At 43.2% G+C, this 24,902-nt stretch carries 17 protein-coding genes; 6 read left to right on the top strand and 11 right to left on the bottom strand.

Annotation, left to right across the window (positions count from 1 at the left end; translation table 11 throughout):
• The first annotated feature begins 98 nt into the window (after positions 1–98).
• The 3 genes from ACE1CD_RS30620 to ACE1CD_RS30630 all read left to right on the top strand — a co-directional run bounded on the left by ACE1CD_RS30620 (position 99) and on the right by ACE1CD_RS30630 (position 5,629).
• A complete protein-coding gene (locus ACE1CD_RS30620; RefSeq protein WP_374827206.1) occupies positions 99–3,773 on the top strand; it encodes a tetratricopeptide repeat protein in 3,675 nt (1,224 codons plus the stop codon).
• Between the two features lie 90 nt (positions 3,774–3,863).
• Positions 3,864–4,361 carry a hypothetical protein gene (locus ACE1CD_RS30625; protein ID WP_374827207.1) on the top strand — a complete coding sequence of 166 codons (498 nt, stop codon included), beginning with the start codon at positions 3,864–3,866 and terminating at the stop codon, positions 4,359–4,361.
• Positions 4,361–5,629 (top strand): hypothetical protein, encoded by a 1,269-nt coding sequence (locus ACE1CD_RS30630; RefSeq protein ID WP_374827208.1) that lies wholly within the window; start codon positions 4,361–4,363, stop codon positions 5,627–5,629. The genes ACE1CD_RS30625 and ACE1CD_RS30630 overlap by 1 nt, the downstream gene beginning before the upstream one ends.
• Before the next feature lie 226 nt (positions 5,630–5,855).
• On the opposite strand, the gene ACE1CD_RS30635 is transcribed toward ACE1CD_RS30630, so the two are convergent.
• From ACE1CD_RS30635 to ACE1CD_RS30670, 8 genes are all read right to left on the bottom strand, one after another.
• Positions 5,856–6,101, bottom strand: coding sequence for a DUF5678 domain-containing protein (locus ACE1CD_RS30635; protein ID WP_374827209.1), 246 nt, complete (start codon positions 6,099–6,101; stop codon positions 5,856–5,858).
• Between the two features lie 103 nt (positions 6,102–6,204).
• Positions 6,205–6,435, bottom strand: coding sequence for a hypothetical protein (locus ACE1CD_RS30640; protein WP_374827210.1), 231 nt, complete (start codon positions 6,433–6,435; stop codon positions 6,205–6,207).
• Positions 6,436–6,613: 178 nt separating this feature from the next.
• Entirely contained in the window at positions 6,614–6,889 is a 276-nt protein-coding gene (locus tag ACE1CD_RS30645; RefSeq protein WP_374827211.1) for a helix-turn-helix domain-containing protein, read from the bottom strand.
• Positions 6,882–7,193: a type II toxin-antitoxin system RelE/ParE family toxin gene (locus ACE1CD_RS30650; protein WP_374827212.1), complete on the bottom strand. Its 312-nt coding sequence runs from the start codon at positions 7,191–7,193 to the stop codon at positions 6,882–6,884. The genes ACE1CD_RS30645 and ACE1CD_RS30650 overlap by 8 nt, the downstream gene beginning before the upstream one ends.
• 186 nt (positions 7,194–7,379) lie before the next feature.
• A complete protein-coding gene (locus ACE1CD_RS30655; protein WP_374800573.1) occupies positions 7,380–8,780 on the bottom strand; it encodes a ferredoxin:protochlorophyllide reductase (ATP-dependent) subunit N in 1,401 nt (466 codons plus the stop codon).
• A gap of 149 nt (positions 8,781–8,929) precedes the next feature.
• Positions 8,930–9,805: a DUF5331 domain-containing protein gene (locus ACE1CD_RS30660; protein WP_374827213.1), complete on the bottom strand. Its 876-nt coding sequence runs from the start codon at positions 9,803–9,805 to the stop codon at positions 8,930–8,932.
• 33 nt (positions 9,806–9,838) lie between these two features.
• Positions 9,839–10,705: a ferredoxin:protochlorophyllide reductase (ATP-dependent) iron-sulfur ATP-binding protein gene (gene bchL / locus ACE1CD_RS30665; RefSeq protein WP_374800577.1), complete on the bottom strand. Its 867-nt coding sequence runs from the start codon at positions 10,703–10,705 to the stop codon at positions 9,839–9,841.
• Between the two features lie 720 nt (positions 10,706–11,425).
• Positions 11,426–13,285 carry a protein kinase gene (locus ACE1CD_RS30670; protein ID WP_374827214.1) on the bottom strand — a complete coding sequence of 620 codons (1,860 nt, stop codon included), beginning with the start codon at positions 13,283–13,285 and terminating at the stop codon, positions 11,426–11,428.
• A gap of 437 nt (positions 13,286–13,722) precedes the next feature.
• Here ACE1CD_RS30670 and ACE1CD_RS30675 point away from each other — a divergent pair, with 437 nt between their 5' ends.
• Both ACE1CD_RS30675 and clpB read left to right on the top strand, forming a co-directional pair.
• Positions 13,723–15,414 carry an ATP-binding protein gene (locus ACE1CD_RS30675; RefSeq protein WP_374827215.1) on the top strand — a complete coding sequence of 564 codons (1,692 nt, stop codon included), beginning with the start codon at positions 13,723–13,725 and terminating at the stop codon, positions 15,412–15,414.
• Positions 15,415–15,654: 240 nt separating this feature from the next.
• Positions 15,655–18,273, top strand: a complete 2,619-nt coding sequence (gene clpB / locus ACE1CD_RS30680) for an ATP-dependent chaperone ClpB (RefSeq protein ID WP_374800583.1) — start codon at positions 15,655–15,657, stop codon at positions 18,271–18,273.
• Positions 18,274–18,504: 231 nt separating this feature from the next.
• On the opposite strand, the gene ACE1CD_RS30685 is transcribed toward clpB, so the two are convergent.
• From ACE1CD_RS30685 to ACE1CD_RS30695, 3 genes are all read right to left on the bottom strand, one after another.
• Positions 18,505–19,710, bottom strand: a complete 1,206-nt coding sequence (locus ACE1CD_RS30685; protein WP_374800585.1) for an ATP-binding protein — start codon at positions 19,708–19,710, stop codon at positions 18,505–18,507.
• Between the two features lie 164 nt (positions 19,711–19,874).
• Entirely contained in the window at positions 19,875–20,321 is a 447-nt protein-coding gene (locus ACE1CD_RS30690) for a response regulator (protein WP_374800587.1), read from the bottom strand.
• The gene (locus ACE1CD_RS30695; protein WP_374827216.1) at positions 20,266–22,590 is read right to left on the bottom strand and encodes an ATP-binding protein; all 2,325 of its coding nucleotides are present in this window, start codon (positions 22,588–22,590) and stop codon (positions 20,266–20,268) included. Before ACE1CD_RS30695 ends, ACE1CD_RS30690 begins: the two co-directional genes overlap by 56 nt.
• 782 nt (positions 22,591–23,372) lie before the next feature.
• Between ACE1CD_RS30695 and ACE1CD_RS30700 the strand changes: the two genes are divergently transcribed.
• Positions 23,373–24,788 carry a hypothetical protein gene (locus ACE1CD_RS30700; RefSeq protein WP_374827217.1) on the top strand — a complete coding sequence of 472 codons (1,416 nt, stop codon included), beginning with the start codon at positions 23,373–23,375 and terminating at the stop codon, positions 24,786–24,788.
• Positions 24,789–24,902: the final 114 nt, after the last annotated feature.

Genomic DNA, 24,902 nt, shown 5'->3' on the forward strand with positions numbered 1-24,902 from the left:
AAGCCCAACTACATACCTGCGCCAAACGCCAGACACCGCAACAACCTCAAGCATAAATCGCTACAATCGAAAATATTCGCAACCCTTGGGTGCAGCAGATGTTGGCGAAAATCTGGCGCTGGCTGAAAAAATTGTGGCAACAGCTATTGGGAAAACCACCCCAACCTTCCCCCCGTAGCGCGGGAACTCCAGGGGGTAAACCAAATCCACGCCTCAGCGATGCAGAATTGGAAAATTTGTTTTTGCAACTGCTGGATAGGATAGGAGAAGGCGCGAGTCGGGAAAATATTAAAAGCTTTCTGATCGGCAAAGGGATTAACGAAGCTGACTTGGTGGCTTGGTTAGGTCACTTTGGTGGTAGATTGCTGGAATCTTCAGTTCCAAATCATCAGTTGGCGCGTCGAATGGTGCTACTAGGTGAGTTGGAATATAACAAATCGGGAGAGATTGCCCTGGAAATTGGCAGAAAACTACTGGCAAGGGAAAATCCTCAGACTGCGCTAACATCTACTTACACAGTAGAGGTATTGCTAGAGCAAGGTCATAATCAAATATATCGAGGGCAGTACAAAGCAGCGATACATAGTTTTTTACAGGCATTAGCATTAGAATTACAAAACCCAAAAATCTGGTTTGGGTTAGGTTTTGCTCACTATCTGTTAAGGGACTATCAAGATTCAGTTGACTGTCTGAGTCAGGCTTTGCAAATCAAAGAATCCTACGCATTGGCATTGGCTTTTCGCGGCTGGGCTTACGAAAAGCTAAATCAGCCTGAGAAGGCAAAGGTAGATTTTGAGCAAACTATTAAAATTAAACCTCAAGATTATGAAGATTGGTTAGGTCGGGGTATTGCATTCGATGGATTATCTACACTTGATGGTTTAAAACGGGATATAGAGGTGCTTGAAAGCTATATCAAAGTGATTGAGTTTAAACGTGATTCCTGCGGAGTCTGGCATGGTTGTGGAATTTTGCTAGCGAACTTAGGCTCAAACAACGAGGAAGCACTTGCTTGCTTTAACCAAGCTATTAAACTGACACCAGACTATCAAGATGCCTGGAGAAGACGAGGTGTTGTGCTATTAAATATGCGCCGCTATGAACAGGCGATCGCTAGTTGCAAGACAGCCATTGCAATCAATCAGGATTCCTACAAAGCTTGGTGTAGCCTGGGTATCGTCCAAGCTAATTCAAACAGTGATAATAATTCAAAGCAGGATGATCAAGAGCGTAATAACGAGGCGCTTGAAAGTTATGAACAAGCCCTTACACTCAGAAAAGACTACCCTGAAGCTTTTTACAACAAGGGAATTGCGCTATCTATTTTAGGTCGCAATGATGAGGCGATTGCCAGTTATGAGGAAGCTACTAGGCTTAAACCTAACTATGCAGAAGCCTGGTATCGTCTTGGCTTGGCGCAAGTTAAATTAGGTAGCGGTATTAAATTAGCCATCAAAAGCTATAAAAAAGCTATTAAATATAAACCCGATCATTTGGAAGCTTACTATCGCATTGGATTTGCTTATGAACGCTTAGCACAAAGTCAACTAGCGTTACCAAATTACCATAAAGTTATTGAAATGAATCAGGATTATCCAGAAATTTGGGATAGCCATAAAAGGAATGTTTCTAGATTATTAAAGCTAAACGGTTATGAAAATTATATAATTACCCTTTGTAAGAAAGCTTTGAAAATTAAGCCTGATTACCACGAAGCACATTATTTTATTGGCAAAGCACTAGAAAAGTTAGAAAAGTACGACGAAGCTGTATATTTTTATCAGAGAGCCACTGAGTTGCTAGAGGCTCACCAAGAAGCCTGGAAAGGTTTAGGCGATGCCCTAACTAGCTTAGGAGATAAGATAGGTAGTTATAAAAAATATAAAGAAGCAATCGCAGCTTACGAAAAAGTTGAGGAACTGAATGAATTTAACTGGCAAGCTTGGAACAATCATGGTTGGGCTTTATTTAAGTCAAAACGCTATGGGAAAGCTTTGGAAATTTGGCAGAAAGCATTAGGTATTCTCAAACCAGATAATCTTAAGAAAATCAAAGGCTATCACGAACGTAAACAGGGTTGTGCAGAATTATATTTTTCATTAGGTAAATATTACCAAGATAGTAGGTTTTGGTCAAAAGCTCAAGAAAGTTATGAAGAGGCAAAGGTTTTACTAGAGGAAATTAGAACAGATATAGATACGGGTGAAATATATCTTAAAATATTAGAAAGTTTAATTATTGTTTGCCAATATCGAACACAATCACAAGAAGTTTTGGAAGAATTGTTAAATGATGGTAGCGATCTTTTAGCACGACTTATGAAAGACACTAAATCCCAGGGAAAGCAAAATTGGTTGCACAGAAGATTTAGCACCTTTGACCAATTGCGAGTAGATCAATTAGTTCTATCCCGAAAGCCAAAGGAAGCTCTCAAGCGAGCAGAAGAACGAAAAAATCTTTGCTTATCTTGGCTGAGAGGAAAAGATGCCGATAGTCTCAGTTTAGATATTGAGCCATTACTGAGCGCAAATACAGCAGCAATTTACTGGCACGTTAGTCCTGCCGCAATTACAACTTTTATTTTGAAACACGGAGAAGAACCTTTCGTTTTCTGCGGTAACGCATCACAGAATATCGAACCTCAAGATACAGATTACCAGATAGGTACTGCTAACCAACTCCGACAATTTGAGGAATGGATGGCAAAATGGAAATGGGATTATCAAAGATACCGTAAAGAAACAAGAAAGGAAATGCCAAAAAAGGTAGGTAAAAACAATGTGATTTTTAAAGCCAACGAATTTTGGATGAAAACAATGGTAAAAAGGTTAAATGAACTTGCGGACATACTGGATATATCTGGGATTTTAAAGCAATTAGATTTTAAAGTTCAAAAATTAATTTTGATCCCTCATCGCGACTTGCACCTCCTACCACTGCATTACCTGTTGCGAGAAAAAAATTTTACAATTACTTATATCCCCAGTTTGAAAGTTGGGATTGATTTGCAAACTGATACCCCATCCACTCCCAAAAAACTCCTCAGCATCGAAAGTCCGAGTCGTTTAGAATATGCGGAAACTGAATCGCAAATTATTGCCCAAATTTACGATAATCCCACCTGCATTAAAAGTAGTAAAGTTACAAAAAATAAAGTTATCACCGCTTTCTCCAATTCTGCTGATATCTTCCATTTTACCGGACATGGCGAACACAATATCCACCACCCCCTAGAGTCAGCTTTGGAATTAGCCAACGAAGAAATGCTAACTTTGCAAGATATCTTCCAACTAAACTTAAAAGGCTACCAACTCGCTTGTCTTTCCGCTTGCGAAACTGGCATTACCAGCAAACAAGGTATCATTGATGAATATGTTGGTTTAGTCAGTGGCTTTTTAGCAACAGGCGTTACTCATGTTATCAGCACGCTTTGGCAAGTTGGCGAAATCGAAACAGCTTTGATGATGATTAAATTTCACCAATTATATAAGGATAATATCCCTCCGGCTTTGGCACTCCAACAAACCCAAATTTGGCTTTCTACTCTCACCTTCCCCGATCTAATCCAATGGTATCGCCAAGAATCTGCTAAATTAGAAGAAGGTAGTGGTTGTTGGGAAAGTTTGCAAGGTCTGATCGGCAAAGCCCAGCAAGAAGCGGAAATTAAAGGAATGAATTATCGCCCTTACTCCCATCCCTACCACTGGGCTGGATTTATCGTATCTGGAAATCATCAAAAACCAATCATATCATGTCCGTTAGATTACCCATAATAAAACTTGTTCGTAGTAAGGACTTTAGTCCTGGGTATAAGGACTAAAGTCCTTACTACAAACTATCATTCCGAAACACCCAATAAATCTATGCGAGAACAAGATATCAAAACAATTCGGGCTTTTTTAATCGCCCTTTCGCAGCTAGAATTACCTTTAGATGAATCGCTGCAAAAACAGTTGCACCAGTTAGGCGAAGAATTAGCAATTGATATAGAAGCGGCGATAGAAAGTCTGCGAAAGCTAATTTACCAACACGACTTCCTGAAAAACTTATATACACCCGCGCTAAAATCTTTGCAATTAGCTTATCAAGCCCAACCGCGCAACAAATGTATCTTACCATTAGAAGATAGCGAACCGGAAAGCGAAAACCGGGAATTGGAAAATTTTCTCCTTCCCGATAACTCGTTAAAGTTATTCCAACATATCCTTAAATCTAACGATTCAGTGCAAACAACAAAAGATACCAAAAACCAATTACAAACTTCTCCTGAAATTGCATCGCTTCCCCCCACATCACCTGACTCTTCCTACTTAAATACCGTCGATGTTTACAACCATGCTTGGGTTTATATATTCGGTTAATGAATAACTTAATTTATCCGCATTTATTTCTATTTACCTATTACCTGAAAATGCCCCCAAATTCTCAGGAAGATTTCGACAAGCCCGAAAATACTCGTTTCCCCGATGGTTTTTCCTCCCGTCGCACCTTGGGCGATACCGATAGCTTCCTCCTTGCTTGTTCCGTCGCGGATAAAAATAATCCTCCCGATAGCTTACCTTTTCCCGAACTAAAAGATAAATTAACTACCGAAAAAGAAAAAATATCGATTTCCGGCGAACTGCTGGGAAAAACTTGGATAATACTTGGTTATTCAACCGCCGAAAATACAGAAAATATCGCCAAAGAAGCTTACGAATCCTTAAATTTCGAGAAATGGGGCAGTCAAGAAAGCGGACAATTCAGCGAAGCGAAAATTTGGGAAATTTGGCAAACTCCCCAAAACTGGCAAAACTTAGAAACTGAAAATAATCATATTTTAATTATTATCTATCCCAACCTAACTACAATGGGACATATCGCTAATTTTTATGAAGATTGGCGACAGTTATTTTGTTACAAACATAAAATAGTTTGGGCTTATGGCAAAACGCGACAACTGAAACAAACCTTAGCCAAACAATTTTCACCTGAAGTTCAAGCTATCACCCCTTTTGAAACAACCTCCTCCCAACTCAACCTGCTAGAATCCGAATTAACCGAATTAACCAAAGCCTTAGACAAAAATTACCAAACTTTGTCAGAATATGCCCAAGGACTTGCCCACTTAGAAGTGCAGATGCAAGCGCTAAAAACCAACGCTTACAACTATCAAGAACGATTACAAAGTATTGAAAGAAAAGCCAACAAAATCACACCTGCAAATCCCTCGAATCTCGACATCCTAAAAACCTTCAACGATTTGGTAAAATATAAATATCAATCCCAACTAGAACAAGACCTCGCAGCCCTCAGTCCCGGATTAAGATTGCGAGAAAAACAAATCGATACAATTAGAGGAATAGTAGAGATCAGACAAGCGCAATTAGATGATATAATAGAAAAGCGCGATCGCATATTTCAAGAAACAGTACAAGAATGGGGAATTGGCATAGGAATAGCCGCCATAGCAGCCACATCCATATCACCATTCATTCCCAACATCACCAAAAACAAATTAACCGAACCCTTCCCAGCAGTAGAAGGAGTAATCAACCTTTCCTTAACCTTTTTTATTAGCATAATTATCGGTATTGCAGCCAAAAATAAAGCTAGAAAATTGATTAAATCCCGTCGCCCTCCTAGTTAAGATCTTTTTAACCACAGATGAACACAGATAAACACAGATAAAAACAAGTATTTATTACATCAACAAAAAATCCATTCCACCAACCATTAACCCATCTGCGTTCATCTGCGGTAAAAAAATCAGCCTATTTTCACATAAAATATTTATATTGTAATCAGCGAATCGCTCTCTTCCTATCTTCTCTGTGTTCTCTGCGCCTCTGCGGTTTAAAGAAAAAAGCGATCGCCTAACGAAAGCGAACTCCTACAAACTGAACACAGCCAGTATATTCGGGAACTAAGTAAATTAAAAATAGCTCTCGTGAAGCTTCAGCCAAATCTAAAACTTCGTCCAAATTTTCACCATTAGCAATAATTCCGTTAGTATTATACGCAACATATTGATGAGCATATTGTTTTTTTAACCGATCGCGGTTGCGGTTCAACCACTTCAGCATTTCGCGGCTTTCTTCGGGAGAAGGTGTTCTGCTCATAAATTTTCCATTTTATAAAGAATAGGAGCGCTCCAGAGGAATCGCCCCTAAACATATTTTCGGTAGAGTTGAAAATTGACGCTTAAATCACACTTAAGCGCCTTTACTGGGGCTCATTTTGGTAAGAGCGACCGCCCATGTAAAGAGCGGTTGCCAAAGCGATTCCAGGTAAAGTAATTACAAATGCCCACGGCGTATTTAACCAACTCTTTGCTTGGTATTTTTGCTTATAAAACGAACAAGCTTCAGCAGAATTAACGGAACTCAACAAAATGCCGCTGGCGATCGCAGCACTGGATGCAATAGCTGCCAAGGCTAATTTTACTTTTATCATAGTTTTCCATCAACTCGTTTTAGCTATAATTCTAATCGCTAAGTTGGTAAGTTGGGAATTGCCGAGGGGGAAACAACCGATTCGATAGATCGATCGGCTTCGCGAGCAGGGAGCGAGCGTCCAAGCGGCGAGATGCCGATTTCATACAGATTTGCCAAAACCAAAGCGCTCTAACAGCCTATGCAATTTCTATAATCAGTTTTTTCCCTAAAGCATTGGCATATCTTTCCAAAGTATAAATACCAACATCTTCTGCATGATTCTCTATTCTAGAGATAGTCGATTTATTCAAATTTAATTGCCGCGCTAATTCTTCATGCGTTATTCCCGCTTCTTTTCTTGCTTGCGCCAATAGCACACCAATTTTAAAACTTGCATATCCAGACTCAAAACCATCAGCAAACTCAGAATCAATTTGCTGGCGTTTCTTGATGTATTTCTCTACATCACTCATTATTCTCTCTCCTGCTTAAATAATCTCGTTTTCGCTGTTCTGCTAAATCTATCTCTTGGGATGGCACTTTTTGTGTTTTCTTAGCAAATCCGTTTGTTAAAATAACTAAGTTATCATTCTCAAAAAAGCCTAGCAGACGGAACGTATTATTGCCTACATTAATTCTAACTTCCCAAATATCATCAGTATTGACCAATTTCTTCAAATATTGCCTTGGCACACAATCAAGCTCTTGAATTAAGCGTAGCACCCAAAGGACTTTTTGGGCTTGTTTCCCAGACAGAGAATCGAGGAATTCTTCCACGGGACAGCGCTCCGAATCTGTGCGGTAGAATACGATTTCTCTCATGGATTAAGTAGAACGGAACGCTATTTCACTATTTTAGTGCGTTTGGCTTTTCACCTTGACAATTGCAATAAAAAAAAGACGATCGGTTAAACTCGATCGCCCTCACTCATATCTACTCGGAGTCACTTACAACAGGGAAACTTAAACCTTTGCTTCTTCCTTCACCAACTTATCCCAACCCAAATCTTTCAGGCTGTTGTTGCGGCGCAGCGGACGAGTTACCAACTCCAGGATGTCGCGTGCGTTGGTAAAGCCGTGGATTTGAGCAAAAGTAAACTCAACCGACCATTTGGTATTGATACCCCGCGCTTCCAACGGGTTAGCATGAGCCATACCAGTAATTACCAAATCAGTCTTCAGATCGTAAATCCGCTGAATTTGATTGTAATTATCCGGTTTTTCAACAATGCGAGGCATCGGTACGCCCATTTCTTGGCAAGTCTTCTCCAGCAATAGCAACTCAGCGGCTTGATAGCGCTTATCCATATAAGGAATGCCGATTTCCGGACAAGTCATACCGCAGCGAATCAGGAAACGTGCCAGAGAGATTTCCAACAAATTATCGCCCATGAAGAACACAGATTTGCCGCGAATTAACTTAATGTAATCTTCCAGGCTTTCCCAAATTTGTTTTTCCCGTTCTTCCAATCCCTTCGGCTCAATTCCAAACACCGAGCAAATCTTTTCAATCCAAGCGCGGGTACCATCTGGACCGATCGGGAACGGTGCGCCAATTAACTTGCACTTGCGGCGACGCATCAGCGCTGTAGCGGTGCGGCTGAGGAAAGGATTGACACCAGCGACATAATACCCTTCTTCAAGCGTCGGTAGTTCGGTGAAGCGCTTGGCAGGTAACCAACCGGAAACCTTGATGCCTTGTTTCTTCAGTTCCAGAGTTAGTTGGGTAACAACTGGATCGGGTAAAGAACCGAAAAGAACTAACGGCGGGTGGTTGACATATTCCGATTCTTCTGCTTGTACTTCTTCTTTCTTGCGACCGAAGTTGAGCAGTTTAGCGATCGCATTCCGTTCTTCCTTTTCAGCTTCCATCACGGGAGCCTTTTCGGGACAGCGTGCAGCCATCGCCGCCAGTACGGTATCTTCCCCTTGAGTGAAAGCGTAGTCCAAACCGTTAGCGCGAGCAACTACAATGGGGATACCCAGATCTGCTTCCAGCTTGGGTGCCAAGCCTTCCAAATCCATTTTGATGATTTCGGTGGTGCAGGTGCCGATCCAAACGATGACGCTGGGGTTGCGATCGCGCTTAATCTGCGAACACAGCCGTTTGAGTTCCTCATAGTCATTCAGCTGCGCCGAGATATCCCCTTCTTCCAACTCTGCCATCGCGTAGCGCGGTTCGGCAAAAATCATCACCCCCATCGCATTTTGGAGGAAGTAGCCGCAAGTCTTCGTGCCAATTACTAAAAAGAAGCTATCTTCAATCTTTTGGTAAAGCCACGCCACGCAACTAATCGGGCAAAAAGTATGGTAATTGCCAGTTTCGCACTCAAAATTGAGCGCTTGCGGTTCTGCAACAGTCATAAAATCCTCTCTCGTGCTAGCGCTATAAAGCTAAAAATGAATGCAATTTTCCTAGAGAGCGGGCAAAATACCCGCCCTCAGAAATAAAGTATGAGAATTTAATGCGATCGAAAGTCTGGCAAAATCTAGCTTTGTGTGCAAAGCCTCAATTACTTGCTCCACTCATCGTCGTCATCTTTTTTGGCCTTCGGGTCGGAAAACGGATCGAAGTTGATGTCGCTAAACGCATCCAGGTCTTCGTCATCTAAATCTTTCGTGGACGTATCCCCAAACTCATCCAGCGTCATGTCGCTCAGGTCTGTTTCCGACTCGTCTGAAGTTTCCTCACCCCAGGCATCCAGCGCCGCGCCAAAATCCTCGTCTGACTCTTCACCGGACTCGTCTGATGAGGTTTCGACAAACTCATCCAGCGATTCTAAATCGCCAAAGCCTTCGGCATCTTCGTCGCTGTCTTCCTCAGACGGGGTTTCGGTCAGATCGTCGAGTTCTATGTCAGCTAAGCCCCCGACATCTTCATCATCGTCTAGGGAGACTACGGACACATCCTCGTCCAACTCGTCGATCGCATCTTCGCTCAGCTCAACCGTCTCAAAAGTTTCAATCGTCGTCGTACTGACAACAACAGCCGGTGCTACTAACGAGTCTTCCTCTTCCTCCAATTCTTTGCGATCGAAAGCTGTTTCGATCGCCGTTGTCGAGGCAGTCACCTCGCTTGGTGGTACTGAAGGCTCTTTAATCGCTGGCTTGTTTCCTAGCGCTACCTCTGGATCGAAATTTAACTCCAAAACGTCGATCAGCGCATCTGGACTGGGATTGAGCTTGGCAAAGGGCAACATCAACTGCGCTAGCTTCGGTTCAAGCGCATTTAGGATTCCCAGGATGAGGTGAGAGGGCGGTCGGCGACCGCCATCTGGAGTTTTGACAGACTCCAGCTCCATTTGCAGAGCCAGCCACGAATGATTTACTTGGTAGTATTGCAACCATTTTTGTTTCAGAGCTGATGTGAAATCGTCGAAAAAGGCCACAGTTTCTCTCCCCCATCCTGAAAACTAGACTGATCAAACCATCATTAAGTCTAGTTCTTCTGCCTCTGTCTTGATCGTTGGTTTTGTCGGATTTAAATAAAAGTCTGACAGCAAGGAGAACAATTCGCGATCGGGTGCATCATTTGGCACCACACCTTCCGGACGGGCCAAAATCTGATCGGCGATGTTGAGGTAGTAGTCGCAGACGTAGTTCAGCGAGGGGTCGGTCTCCGCCATTTCAAACAAAGTTTTGCCCTTGACGCGGGAAACGCGGATGTCTTCAATTAGCGGCAGCACTTCTAGCACCGGCATGGCGACTGATTCGACGTACTTGTCGATTAAGTCGCGCTTGGATGTGCGATTGCCAATCAAACCGGCGAGGCGCAGCGGGTGAGTGCGAGCTTTTTCGCGCACGGAAGCGGCAATGCGGTTAGCGGCGAATAAGGCGTCAAAACCGTTATCGGTGACGATCAGGCAGTAGTCCGCATAGTTGAGGGGTGCGGCAAAGCCGCCGCAAACAACGTCGCCGAGAACGTCAAATAGGATGACATCGTATTCGTCAAAAGCGTTGAGTTCTTTGAGCAGTTTGACAGTTTCGCCCACCACATAGCCACCGCAACCGGCACCGGCAGGAGGGCCACCAGCTTCTACGCAGTCAACGCCGCCGTAGCCTTTGTAGATTACATCTTCCGGCCAAACGTCTTCGTAGTGATAGTCCTTTGATTGTAGGGTATCGATGATGGTGGGAATCAGGAAGCCTGTGAGGGTAAAGGTGCTGTCGTGCTTGGGGTCGCAACCGATTTGCAGCACTTTCTTGCCGCGTCGGGCTAGGGCGACGGAGATGTTACAGCTTGTTGTGGATTTACCGATTCCGCCTTTTCCGTAAACTGCCAGTTTCACGCTCGTGTTCTCCTTAGTTGTTTCTTATCGAACTCGCTTGAGTTTTATAGCTAGGGGCTGGGGGCTAGGGACTAGGGGCTAGAGGCAGAAGGCTCTTTAACCAAGGTTTAAGGAATTTAAGAACGTCCTAACTTGGTGGTTACTATTTTTTTCCCTACGTCTTTGTCTGCATTATTGTCTAACTTCCAAGGAAAATAAAGGGCTGCTCCAGATACTTACGGTATTAAAAGTAAGTATTGTCCTTTATAAGGCTATTTCCATCTGCTTAACCATATCTATTCTAAACTAACCATATTAACACCCTTTTAATGATGTTTATAATTACTTTTTTATAAAAAACGGTACAAAATACAAAAATACAAATCCTTTTGTAGAAAATATCTGAGAAGGTCGATCGCCTTGCGATCCCGACTCTTCTCCAGAGAGGAGACTGCCACCGCACAGTAAGGATGTTGATATTGAAAGTAAGTGCTATCTCAGCTAACTCGAAGCGAGTTCGATTTAGCAGCGATAAATTTGGCTAATGCAGCTACTCTAGATTTTTGTAAAGAATGATAAATTTTTTCGCGATCGCCCTATTCATAGGACATTCTTGATGTTTAGTAGCAATGTTCGTTGCAATTAACAATGAATCGGTTTTTGAGAAAAACCCGGTTTCTTGAACCCATCTGCACTAACTCCCTCTCCCCGTAGACGGGGAGGGGGGCAGGGGGGTGGGGTCTATTCAAACCGCCAAATCTTGACCGTCATATCATCACTGCCACTAGCAATAGTCCGACCTTGAGGGCTAAAAGCAACCGATCGAACTTGGTCTGAATGTCCGCCCAAGGTGCGAAGCAGCTGACCGCTGGCAGTATGCCAAATTTTGATCGTGTTGTCACCGCTATCGCTGGCGATAGTTTGTCCGTCGGGACTGTAGGCAATTGTCCAAGCAGAACCGGAATTAGTCGTGAGGGTGCGAACTAATTGACCCGTCGCCATGTACCAAATTTTGATGCTGTTATCGCCGCTGTTGCTGGCGAAAGTCTTGGCATCGGGACTCAAGGCAATTGACCACACCGAACCGGAATGACCCGTGAGAGAATGCAGTAACTTTCTGCTGCCAATATTCCAAATTTTGATCGTATTATCCCAACTGCCGCTAGCCAAGAAGGAACCGTCGCGGCTAAAGGCGACAGACTCCACAAAGTCCGAGTGTCCGGTCAGAACATCTAACATTTTGCCTGTCACAGTATGCCAAAGCTTAATCGTGCCGTCACCGCTACCGCTGGCAAGCATCTGACCGTCCGGACTAAAGGCAACGGAAAAAACAGTGACTGAGTGACCTGAGATCGAATAAATCAGTTTTCCTGTATCGGCTTGCCAGATTTTGAGAGTTTTGTCGGCGCTACCGCTAGCTAAAATCTTGCCATCCGGACTGAAAACTACGGAAGTAATTGTGTCTGTGTGTCCGTTGAGTTTGTGAATTAGTTTGCCGGTTTCCCATTCCCAAATATTAATGCTGCGATCGGCACTGCCACTAGCTAAAGTTGTACCATCGCGATTAAAGGCAACGGAAGTAACTGTGTCTGCGTGCTTGGAGAGGGTCTGGACGCATCGCCAACCCAAAGTTTTTTGCTGTAGTTCCGGTGTAACTCTAGGTGGTGGGGGGGCGGTGGTGGTGCGGATAACCGTTCTGGATGCGGAGTCGTAGAAATCTTTGAGTATTTCCGATGCTAGTTGATAGCGATCGTCGATCGCATCTTTGAGCATTTTGTCTAAAATTGAACTCAGCTGGTCGCTCACATCCCTACCTGTCTCCCGGAAATACTCTCGCCATACCCAGCGACCTTCCATTGGGTTGTAAAGGTCTTCCAACTGCGCCCCTGTCAGCAACTGAATGCAGATGATGGCCAAACTGTAAAAGTCACTGGCTGGGTAAACTTTGCCACCCCGCAGCATTTCCAGGGGTATGTGTGCTTGGTTGCCAATTCTCGCACTTGTTCTTTGCAGTTTGGTGTCTGTCAGTTGTTTGGAGATGCCAAAATCGATGAGGACGAATTTGCGATCGCTATTTCTGCGGATAATATTTGTCGGTTTGATTTCCCGGTGTATTATTTGTCGATTGTGAACCAATTGCAGCACCGGCAGGATATCGTAGAGCAGTTCCTTTACCTGATGCTCGTTATAAGCTCCTTGCTCTTGCAATTCTTGGAACAAATTCATCCCTTCGATGTATTGCCGCACCACATACAAACGCTTATCTTCCTCAACGTAGGTCAATAGCGTCGCAATTTGCGGATACTGCTCTCCCAAATCCACCAGTTGCTTTGCTTCTTGCTCAAACATCTGGGTCATTTTTGCCATCGCCCCAGAATTCCCTTGAATTTGCGGCAAGGGTAAAAATTGTTTGATGACGCAAGCCGTGTTCGTTTGTTCGGCGTCTTCCGCTAAGAAGCTTCTGCCAAAAGTTCCCTCACCTATTGGTCTGATGGCTCGGTATCGGTCTAGAAGCAGCAGATTTGACGAGCAACTGGAACACTCTTTTGCCCTAGCTGGGTTCTGGGGCTTTTTGCAATTGGGATTGAGACAATAGCTCATACCTGGCAAGGATACACCTGATTCTATTTATGGTAATTCGAGATCGAAAAGAAAACTTATTTTAATTCTTGTCTTATTCCGGAGACTAACAAGGCCGATGCACCACGTTGTCATATTAATCCAAAAAGGGTGCGATGCCAGAAATTTTGCCGATCGCTTGTCCGGGTATGTTTGCGCGTAGCTTTGTCCTGTATATCAGGCTACGCTGCACTCAAGCCCGATCGCGATCGAGTCTTGCCCGGTCTTGAATGGCAAGCTGCATATCATGATTATGATAATATACCTTATACTTAAGGAATATTTAACAATTGCGACCCAGACCGCCAATGCACTTCCACTTTTCCATCTCACCCGCATCTCAAAGGATAGACCTATCCGGGCTGCGGCATTACTGGCCTAGATTGCCTAAAATTAGATTAGGAGGGTTGTTCAGACGTTTGAGCATCAGGCACAAAATTGGTTGTGGATACGCTTTAGCCATTTGCATTGCCCTTTTAGGCACCACGGCAGGATTTTGTATAGAAAAGTATTTTAAAGCACAAGCTGGGGAACAATTATTGCAAGTTCATCAACAGACCTATATCTTGAAAGACTTACAAGATGCTGTTCTACAGGCAAAAGCATATGAGCAACAGATGTTATTTATGGTAACGTTTCCAGAAAAATATGTCAATCTTTATGAAAATACACCGCCAAATATCGGCCATTTAAATTTTAGAAAACATCAAATATTGCCAGGTATTTCCAGGGAGACATTGACAGGTATCCCAAAAATAGGGTCGCCACCACAAATCACCGAATTAATCCAAGGTTATACTTATACAGTAGAAAATTACTATCAACAACTTGAGGAATTGTCGTCAAAAATTTACCGGGATGCTTTGCAGCCGCAGCAAGCTAAAGAAATGCAGATAGCGATGATTAAATTTATAAACAGCGACATTTCCAAGCAATTTAATCAATTCGCCCAAGAATTATTTGCACTCAACAAAAAAATATACTCTTTAGAAGAAAAAGAGTTTGTTGAATATCAACAAGCAGAAAATATAGGTAACATAATTCTTCTCAGCAGTTTGCTATTATCAGCAGCTATTGCAGGGGTTATAGCAATTTATATTAGTTGGGCGATCGCTCGTCCTCTAGAATTTACCACCGCCGTTGCTCGCCGAGTTACCGAAACAGGTAACTTTAAACTGATCGCACCTGTAACTGCAAAAGATGAAGTCGGACAGCTAGCAACTTCGCTCAACCAACTAATTCAAAGAGTTGCCGTCTACACCGAAGAATTAAAACACGCGCAAGCTCAGCTAATTCAAACAGAAAAAATGTCCAGTCTAGGTCAGATGGTAGCGGGAATTGCTCACGAAATCAACAATCCGGTTAACTTTATCTCCGGTAATATTCCATATCTTAATAACTACACGCAAGAATTATTGGATTTACTAGAACTGTATCAGCAAGAATTTCCTCAGCCGACTGCTGAAATTAAAAAGCAACTTGAGGCAAGCGATGTGGAATTCATTGCCCAAGACTTGCCCAAAATACTCAATTCTATGCAAGCTGGTGCAGAGCGGATTCAAGAGTTAGTATTATCGCTGCGAAACTTCTCGCGCCTGGATGAATCAGAATTAAAAAAAGTTGACTTGCACAAAGGGATTGAGAGTACTCTACTGATTTTAAATGAGCGGCTCAAGGGTGCGATCGCAGTAAACAAGGACTATGACAAATTGCCGCTAATAGAATGTTATCCAGCCCAGCTAAACCAAGTATTTCTGAATATTATAAACAACGCGATCGATGCGCTTCATAGCTGCGACGAACAAATTAATAAACAAATTATAATTAAAACCGACAAAGTATGGTCGTCGCAAATACGGGTATCAATTACCGATAATGGCTGTGGCATACCCCTGGAAATTCAAAATAAGATATTTGACCCTTTCTTTACGACTAAACCAGTAGGTCAAGGTACTGGTTTAGGGTTGGCGATTAGCTATAAAATCATTGAAAAGCATGGCGGTAAAATACAGGTTTGTTCCCAACCTGGTAAAGGAACCGAACTGGCTATCTTTCTGCCGATCGAACAAAGCTTTTGTCCATTACTTAAGAGCGCTTGGATGAGAGCTTAGTGCGTCACCCGATTTTGGATTTTAGATTTTGGATTTTGGATTGACTCCGCCTTGAAAAGACGGAGCTTGAAATTCCATCGGGTGACTTTCGACTTCCTCTCGATTTGCTGTCTGTGGCTAAAAAGGGAGGAAAATACCCCTTCAGGAATACGCAAACACCGATCCAGCAGCTGGCTTGTTCTTTCTTACAATAACCGTAGTTAGATAAATAAAGGTATAGAAACGGAGGGGACAGCGAAGATGCAACCCAATAATCCAAATCAATTTACCGAAAAAGCCTGGGAAGCGATCGCTCGCACCCCGGATATCCTCAAAGCAGTCCAGCAGCAATACATCGAAACGGAACACCTGATGAAAGCGCTGCTGGAACAAGAAGGCTTAACCGCCAGCATCCTCAACAAACTTGGGGTTAACGTGCAAAGGGTGCGCGATTACACCGAAGACTTCATCCGGCGTCATCCCAAAGTTTCCGGTAACAGCTCGGTGTACTGGGGTCGCAGCGTCGATCATCTTTTAGATAGAGCTGATGCTTACCGCAAAGAGTTCCAAGACGAGTTTGTCTCGATCGAACATTTGCTGCTGGCGTTTGCACAAGACGATCGCTTTGGCAAAAGCTTGTTCCAAGAATTTAGACTAGATGAAGCTAAACTAAAAAATACGATCGCGCAAGTCCGTGGTAGCCAGAAAGTGACAGATCAAAATCCCGAAGGCAAATATCAAGCGCTCGAAAAATACGGTCGCGACCTGACCGAACTCGCACGCAAAGGTAAACTAGACCCTGTAATCGGGCGAGATGATGAAATTCGTCGCACAATTCAGATCCTGTCTCGCCGCACCAAGAATAACCCCGTGTTAATTGGGGAACCTGGTGTAGGTAAAACAGCCATTGTCGAAGGATTGGCGCAACGTATTGTCAGCGGCGACGTACCCCAATCTCTCAAAGATCGCAAATTAATTGCCCTCGATATGGGTGCGCTGATTGCAGGTGCCAAATTCCGAGGTGAATTTGAAGAACGCCTCAAAGCTGTACTCAAGGAAGTTACCGATTCTCAAGGCAATATCATCCTATTTATCGATGAAATTCACACTGTTGTGGGTGCAGGTGCTACCCAAGGCGCGATGGATGCGGGTAACTTGCTCAAACCGATGTTGGCGAGGGGTGAATTGCGCTGTATTGGTGCGACAACTTTAGATGAATACCGTAAGTATCTGGAAAAAGATGCGGCTTTGGAACGTCGTTTCCAACAAGTTTATGTGGATCAACCCAGCGTGGAAGATACCATTTCGATTCTGCGCGGTTTGAAGGAAAGATACGAAGTTCACCACGGGGTAAAAATTTCCGACAGTTCTTTGGTAGCGGCGGCAACTTTGTCATCGCGGTATATTAGCGATCGCTTCTTACCGGATAAAGCGATCGACTTGGTAGACGAAGCGGCGGCGCGTCTGAAAATGGAGATTACCTCCAAACCGGAAGAACTCGATGAGATCGATCGCAAAATTCTCCAGTTAGAAATGGAGAAGTTATCGCTGCAAAAAGAAAGCGATGTCGCTTCCAGAGAACGACTGGAAAGACTGGAAAAAGAACTTGCCGATCTCAAAGAAGAACAAAGCACCCTCAACGCTCAATGGCAATCTGAAAAAGATGTCATTGTCGAAATTCAGACAATCAAAGAAGAGATCGATCGCGTCAACGTCCAAATTCAACAAGCGGAACGTAACTACGACCTCAATCGCGCTGCTGAGTTGAAATATGGCAAAATGACCCAATTGCAGCGCCAATTAGAAACAGCGGAAACCCGACTCGCGCAAACACAAAAAGCTGGCAAATCTCTACTGCGGGAAGAAGTTACACCAGCGGATATCGCTGAAGTTATTTCCAAGTGGACTGGCATTCCCATCACTAAACTGGTGGAATCGGAGATGGAGAAACTGCTGCACTTGGAAGAAGAATTGCACAAGCGCGTCATCGGACAAGATGAAGCAGTTACCGCAGTTGCTGATGCGATTCAGCGTTCTCGTGCCGGTTTAGCCGACCCAAATCGTCCCACCGCGAGCTTTATTTTCCTTGGCCCCACGGGTGTTGGTAAAACAGAATTAGCGAAAGCTTTAGCTGCTTATCTGTTCGATACCGAAGAAGCTTTGGTGCGAATTGATATGTCCGAATACATGGAGAAACACGCCGTATCGCGTTTGATCGGTGCGCCTCCTGGATATGTCGGTTATGAAGAAGGCGGACAATTAACCGAATCGATTCGCCGTCGTCCTTACGCAGTTATCCTATTCGATGAAATCGAAAAAGCGCACCCGGATGTGTTCAACGTTTTGCTGCAAATTCTCGATGACGGTCGCGTTACCGATTCCCAAGGTCGCACGGTAGACTTTAAGAATACTGTGATTATCATGACCAGCAATATCGGTTCGCAGTTCATCTTAGATGTTGCTAGCGATGATTCCCACTACGAAGAAATGCGAAGTCGGGTGATGGATGCGATGCGAAATAACTTCCGTCCGGAATTCCTCAACCGCATTGATGAGATTATCATTTTCCACAGTTTGAACAAGCAAGAATTGCGTCAGATTGTGCAATTGCAAGTGCAAAGATTGGGTCAACGGTTGAGCGATCGCAAAATTTCTCTCAAACTTGCAGATGCTGGATTAGACTTCTTAGCAGATGTAGGATACGACCCAGTTTACGGCGCACGTCCGTTAAAGAGAGCAATTCAACGCGAATTAGAAACTCAAATTGCCAAAGCAATTTTGCGTGGCGAATTTACCGATGGCGATACCATCTTTGTCGATGTGGAAAACGAACGACTTGCTTTCAAACGATTACCAGCAGAATTGCTAGCAGTTCAATAAATGTAAGGTGGGCAATGCCCACCTGATTTTTTTTGTAATTTGCAAGTGAGAACAATTTCTCATACCAAATCCGGGTTGATTACGCCCTTTATCGCGATCGGCTGTAGAGACGTTTCATGAAAGGTCTCTACAATGAAATGGCCAAAAATTAAAGGTGGTAGTTAATCCGAATTTAGTATCAATCCCGGTCTATACTCGAAAGCTAAGTAGGTGAAGCTGGCAATGATTGGTTCACAGGCTACCACTTATTTGGGTAACAGCATAGCTGCTGGAGTATGTTGCTTCAGAAAGCGAAGGTAGAATAACGGTAAAAGTCGTACCCTTTCCCAGTTCGCTATCTACAAAAATATCACCGCCATGTGCCTCTACACACTTTTTAACAATTGCTAATCCCAGTCCGGTGCCAGAAATTTTACCCACATTTCTGGCGCGATGGAAAGGCTGAAATATTTCTGCTCGATCTGCTGGGGGAATGCCAATTCCTCGATCTTCAATTCGGAAGACTACTGCTTTTTCCTCAGCGATCAATTCAAACCTGATTGGGCCTCCTCCGGGTGAATATTTAATAGCATTGCCAAGCAAATTGGCTAAAATGTGCCGCAGAATGGTTTCATCCCAGAGTGTATCGTCAAATTCTCCTTGACTTGTGAAAATAATTTCATACTTTTCGTCAGCAACGAGTTGTAGCTGTTCCACCATCTGGTAGCAGAAAGCATCCAAATTCAAAGGTATAGGCTCCCACGGCAGTTTACCCGCATCGGCTCTACTTATGAGTAAAACTTCATCTAATAGCTGAGCCATGTCCTTGATTGCCGCTCGAATTAGTTGGAAATGAGAAAGTTTTTTCTCCTCGCTCAATCTATGCTCTTTGTCTTCCAGCAATCCAGCCGCCAGGAGGATAGCATTGAGAGGATTGCGGAAGTCGTGAGAGATCATAGAGACAAATTCAGATTTGATCTGGTTGATTTCGTTGGCTTTAAGGAGTTCGGCAGTTCTTTCTTGAACTCGCATCTCTAAGGTCTCATTTACTTTTCGTAAGGATTCGGAAGCCTGCTTGCGCTCGATCGCATAGCATAGAGAACGCGCCAGCAATTCTCCATTTACCTGCCGTTTGACTAAATAATCTTGTGCCCCCTGTCGCACCGCTTCAATTGCCAGTTCATCATCATTCGTATTTGTCAGCACGACTATTGGTAAGCTGGGGGCGAGGTTGTTCAAAGGCGCGATCGATCCCAGACCCTGGCTGTCTGGTAACGTCAAATCTAACAAAATAACATCAAAGCAATCTTCAGTGAGGCGATCGAGTGCTTCCCTCAATCGCTTGACATGAACTAAACTAAAATGCTTAAACTTGGCCTGCTTCAGAAACTCTTGCAACAGTCTGGCTTCTGCCAAATTATCCTCTATTAATAATATTTTTACTGAGCTTGCAGACATAATTTTGTAATTTCTCCCCCTCTGCTCCTCATATGAGAAGAATGAGGGATGAAGGATGAGGGATGAATGATTTTACCAGTAAAGATAGAAAGATTTCGACTTTCATTTTAGATGGATAAATCGGTTCTGACTTCATCCTTTCTCCTTCCTCCTTGAAATCTCGCTCATTCCGATGGTAGGGTAACTGTTTTCAGCCAAAAATCTTCAATACCTTTGACGATTTCAAAAAGTTGGCTGAGGTTGCGGGATTTAGTGATATAGCAATTTACGTGCAAGTCGTAGCTGTGAAAAATGTCATCCTCGTTTTTGGAAGTTGTCAGCACTACTACGGGAATCCGTTTGAGGTTGGGATCGGCTTTAATTTCGGCCAGTACCTCTCGGCCATCCTTTTTGGGCAAGTTCAAATCTAGCAGGATGATATCTGGGCGAGGTGCATCGGCATACTCGCCTTCTTGGCGCAAATAAGCCATCGCATCCATGCCATCTCTGACCGCCACTATTTGGTGAGGAACTGAGCTTTTTTTCAACGCTTCTTGAATTAAGCGGATGTCGGCTTTATTGTCCTCTACCAAAAAGATGGTTTTGTGTTTTTCTTCCGTTTCTACGCTCACGATCGCGTCCCCCTAATGGAATCGTAAAGTAGAACGTCGCGCCTTGACCCAGCTGCGACTCTACCCAGATGCGGCCTCGGTGGCACTCGATAATTTTCTTGCAAATGGCCAGACCCATACCCGTACCGGGATATTCGTCCCGCGTGTGCAGGCGCTGAAAGATCGTGAAAATGCGATCGCTAAACTGCGGATCGATCCCGATACCATTATCCCGCACCGAAAATAGCCACCCATCCTCCAACCGCTGAGTTCCTATATGAATTTCTGGCGCTTTGTCGCTGCGGAATTTGATCGCATTGCCGATCAAATTTTGAAACAGTTGCATCAGCTGAGTACCGTCAGCCATCACAGTCGGCAAAGCATCGTGGGTAATTGCGGCTTTGCTTTCCGTAATGCGTTTCCGCAAATTGCTTAAGGCACGATCTAAAGCTGTTTCCACCTCAGTCAGTTCAAACTCGATGCCCTGCATATCCACCTTAGAATATGCCAGCACGTCATCGATCAAAGTCTGCATCAAGCTGACTCCCTCAACAGCAAAGGTAATAAATTCTTTAGCATCTTCGTCGAGTTCTTCTTCATACCGCATCTCCAAAAGTTGCACGTAATTTGCCACCTGATTTAAAGGTTCTTGCAAGTCATGGGAAGCAACGTAAGCAAACTTTTTCAGTTCCGCGTTAGAACGTTCTAGATCGTGAGCTAACTGTGCCAGTTCATCGGCTTGACGCAGCACAATATTGATGATTGCCTTTCTCAGTTCTAGCGCTGCTTTAATTTCCACCTGTTGCCAAGGTAAGGACGTTAGGCGAACTGTTTGTTTCCACAATTCAAATGATTTGCGGGGACACAGGCGGAGATTGCCGTTTGACTGGCTGACTTCAAACGCCTTATTGGGATCGCCACCCCAATTTACGGTTTGAATCACTTCCGGACGGAACCAGAAAACGTAATTTCTCTTAGAAATTGGAATGGCTAGCAAACCGCTGGCAACGTTTTTGAATCTTTCTGCATCTGGATAAATTCGCGGCAGGGAATCTGTGGAAAAGACTTCTTCATCGCCGATGTTATTCTTTAGCCATTGCATTAACAAATTCAGGTCTTCTTCGCTCGGAGTTTCGCCGATAGTTGTCCAATTTCCACCCAAACATACGGCTGCTCCTTGAGAGCCAGTCAAATCCAAGAGATTCGGTTCGTGTTTTACTAAACCATCAATAAAGTTTTCTTCTTGAGACATATAATCCACCAAACTTGATTGGATATATGTCAATCTCATGCGATAATCGTAATCCTCAGTTTCTTCTCTTGCCGAGATTTCTGCAAATATCACTTGCCCCAAGAATTCGCAGGCTTTTCGTAACTCGTAGGAGACATATTTGGGCGACTTATGATGACAAGCAATTAAACCCCAAAGTTTTCGATCTTTAACCAAAGAAATAGTCAGAGAAGCACCCACCCCCATATTGTGCAAGTACTCTATATGACAGGGAGAGGCACTTCGGAGAATCGACAAAGTTAAATTGACGGGATGTTCGCTAACTGGATTGATAGCAGGAACAATCTTTACGGGTTCGGCTTTGGTATCCGGTATTAATCTGATCGAATTGGAGGCGAATAATTTTCTGGCAGGTTTGGGAATATCAGACTCTGGGTAATGAAGACCCAGGTATGGTTCCATAGTTTCTAGTTTTTCTTCAGCAACTACAGCTCCATGTCCATCTTCGTCAAATTTATACAGCATTACCCGGTCAAACCCGGTGACTTTTCGCACCTCTTGAACGATAATCTCGCAAAAATCCCGCAAAGAAGCCGTTTTTTCTAACTGATTGATGGATGCTCTAGCTAGATGATAAAAACTTAAAAATGGGATGTTTTCTGACGATATAGCAGGTTCTAATTCGAGAATTAAAAATCCGTCTGAATTTCGGTGTAATGAGGCATCGAATACTGCGTAATCATCTCCTTGTTTCCTCATCCAAATCCTTGTCGGATTGATAAAGTCGAGAGATTCGTTTGATACTCCCGCTCTAATTTTCTCCATTTGAAATGGATCGATAATTTCTTCGATTGGTTTTCCTAGAAGGTTTTCGGGAGCAATCCCAAGGGCAGTATATGTATTGCTGCTAACTTGTAATATTGTTAATTCCGGAGCTTCTAGTATAAAAATTACTCCATGTGGCTGAATTTGACCTGCAAGATGAATCGGTGCTTCTTTTAAGCTTGTCAATTCCGATTTGGTCAAATTAATACTTTGGGTCTGGAAATCAATTACCATGACGACCTCCCCTTTTGTGCAGGGTTATCAACAGTAGAATGCTACAGAACGATCGCATTTGTATCTTAGCAAGATCCCAAAGTAGTCCAAGTGCGATCGGGACTTACTTTGGAAAGATTGTGTGATTGACAATCCCTTTTACATCTAATATCTCAAGCGCTATCACTTGGTTTTCGTTGACTTGCGTTCAACAATCGGGGCTTTTATAGTTGCCGCCGATAGCCTAAGCTAGGAAAATATTCCTTATAGAAACTACCCTAGCACGATTTCCTGATGGCGATGAATAAACAATAGTCAAATGTTATTATAAGAAATGTGAAGAATTGTACCTTTCTAAAATATTCTTCGAGATAAAACAAGCTTCTGAAAGTCTTACATATAGGGTTTGTGCCTCAAGTTGTCTGCCGAGACTAAAACAGAGGCGAGCGTCGGCAAATATTAATATTTAATTGCACTAAAATACCTGAGCTTGTAAAAATGTATAATATCTAAACAAATTTTAACTTTTTATTTGAAATTTGTAATTAAAAAAACTCAACGAAACCTTTGCGGCATAAGGGAGTTATGCTAAGGCAAACTCTACAATTACTCGCTTTCCGTCAGAAGATTCACAGGTTGAGTTAACATAACCCAACGCGCAGTCAGCCTTGATTGGGTTTCGCAATTCCTCAAAGCAACTTAGAATTATAGGGAAGTAAAATTAGTCAAATCGGTTAATATAGATTGCGAGTTTTCCCTAAAAATTTTCTACTTTTTCAATCGGAGATTAGCTGCACTCAATTATGGTATCAAATCTAAAGCTCAACAAACCCCCCGTGCGTCGCCATCGTTGGTTATCCCAATTAATAGCAATAATTGCCTTAATTAACTTGGGTTTAGTATTCTTTAACCTGAGTTATATACCTTGGCGGGATTTATACTTACAATATTTACCAAACGTAACTCAGTTGTACGATCCGTTTAAAGGTATTGAACCTCATCGAGAAACTCAAAAATATCTCGATAAAGTTAATCAATTGTCAGCGGTAATAAGTAAAACAGGGCTGGAGTCACCAGAGGTAGAAAGCTTACTATCCGATCTGCGAAGCCTGAGTAGCCAAATGATAGCGGAAAATCCATTTGCGCTGGCGAATAAAAGCGGCAATTTAGAAAAAATTAAAAATCAAATGCGCGATCGCATCGGCATGGAATCCGCCCGCGAAGCTTTTAACCAATTTTGGAGTTTGTCTTATCTCACAGAAGCAAATTGGCAGAAAGAACTGAATTTCTTTAACAGACACATTCGACCCGCGATCGAAAGTAACTATTATCGCCATATCGACACAAACGGTAAATTTGTCGATAATTTCTGGTTGATTGACTTACCTTTTGTTATCCTATTTTGCTTAGATTTTTTGGTTCGTACTTTCTCTCTCTGTCGCGCCAATCCCCAATTAAATTGGTTACAAGCAATGCTGCGACGTTGGTATGACCTTCCTTTACTGCTACCTTTCTGGAGGTGGTTGCGAGTTGTTCCCGTAATGCTTCGCCTCCACCAAGCCGATTTGATCGATCTCGAACCTATACGCCAACAAATTAACCACGATTTTGTCGCTAATTTTGCAGAAGAAATCACCGAAGTGGTAGGAGTGCGGATGATCGGTCAAGTTCAAGAGTCAATTCAGCGGGGTGATGTGACGCGATGGCTGTTTCATCCAGAAAATCGCCGCCCCTACATCGACATCAATAATACCAATGAAGCGATGGCGATCGCATCTCGCATCATCCAACTTAGCATCTACGATGTCATACCGCAAGTCCAACCCGATATAGATGCTTTAGTCAGTCATATCATTGCCAGCGCCCTCAATCAATCTCCCGTTTACAAACAACTTCAAAATGTGCCCGGTTTGAATAATTTAGGCAACCAGCTTACCGATAATTTAGCCAAAGATTTATCTGGTACAGCTTATAAAACCCTGACCGCAACAATCGAAGATCCCGTAGTGGCAGAATTAGCATCCCGTTTGGTGCAAAACTTTCAAAAAGGTTTAGAGTTGGAGTTAAAGAAAAAGCAGCACCAAACCGTTATTCAATCGTTACTTGTGGATATGTTGGAAGAAATCAAAATCAACTACGTCAAAGGTATTGCCGAAGGGGGAGTTGAAAAAATCTTATCAGAATCAGAACAACTGCGTCAGATTGTGCGGCAGGTCTAGTAGATAATAGAAAATTATCTAATTGTAGGGTGCGTCAGAATGGAGAAATTTCGCGACGCTCGTTAATTTAATCGCTCTGATGCACCCTACTCAATCTAACGCCGCAACTTACGT

The organism is Aerosakkonema sp. BLCC-F183 (assembly GCF_041929145.1).
Classification (GTDB): Bacteria; Cyanobacteriota; Cyanobacteriia; order Cyanobacteriales; family Aerosakkonemataceae; genus Aerosakkonema.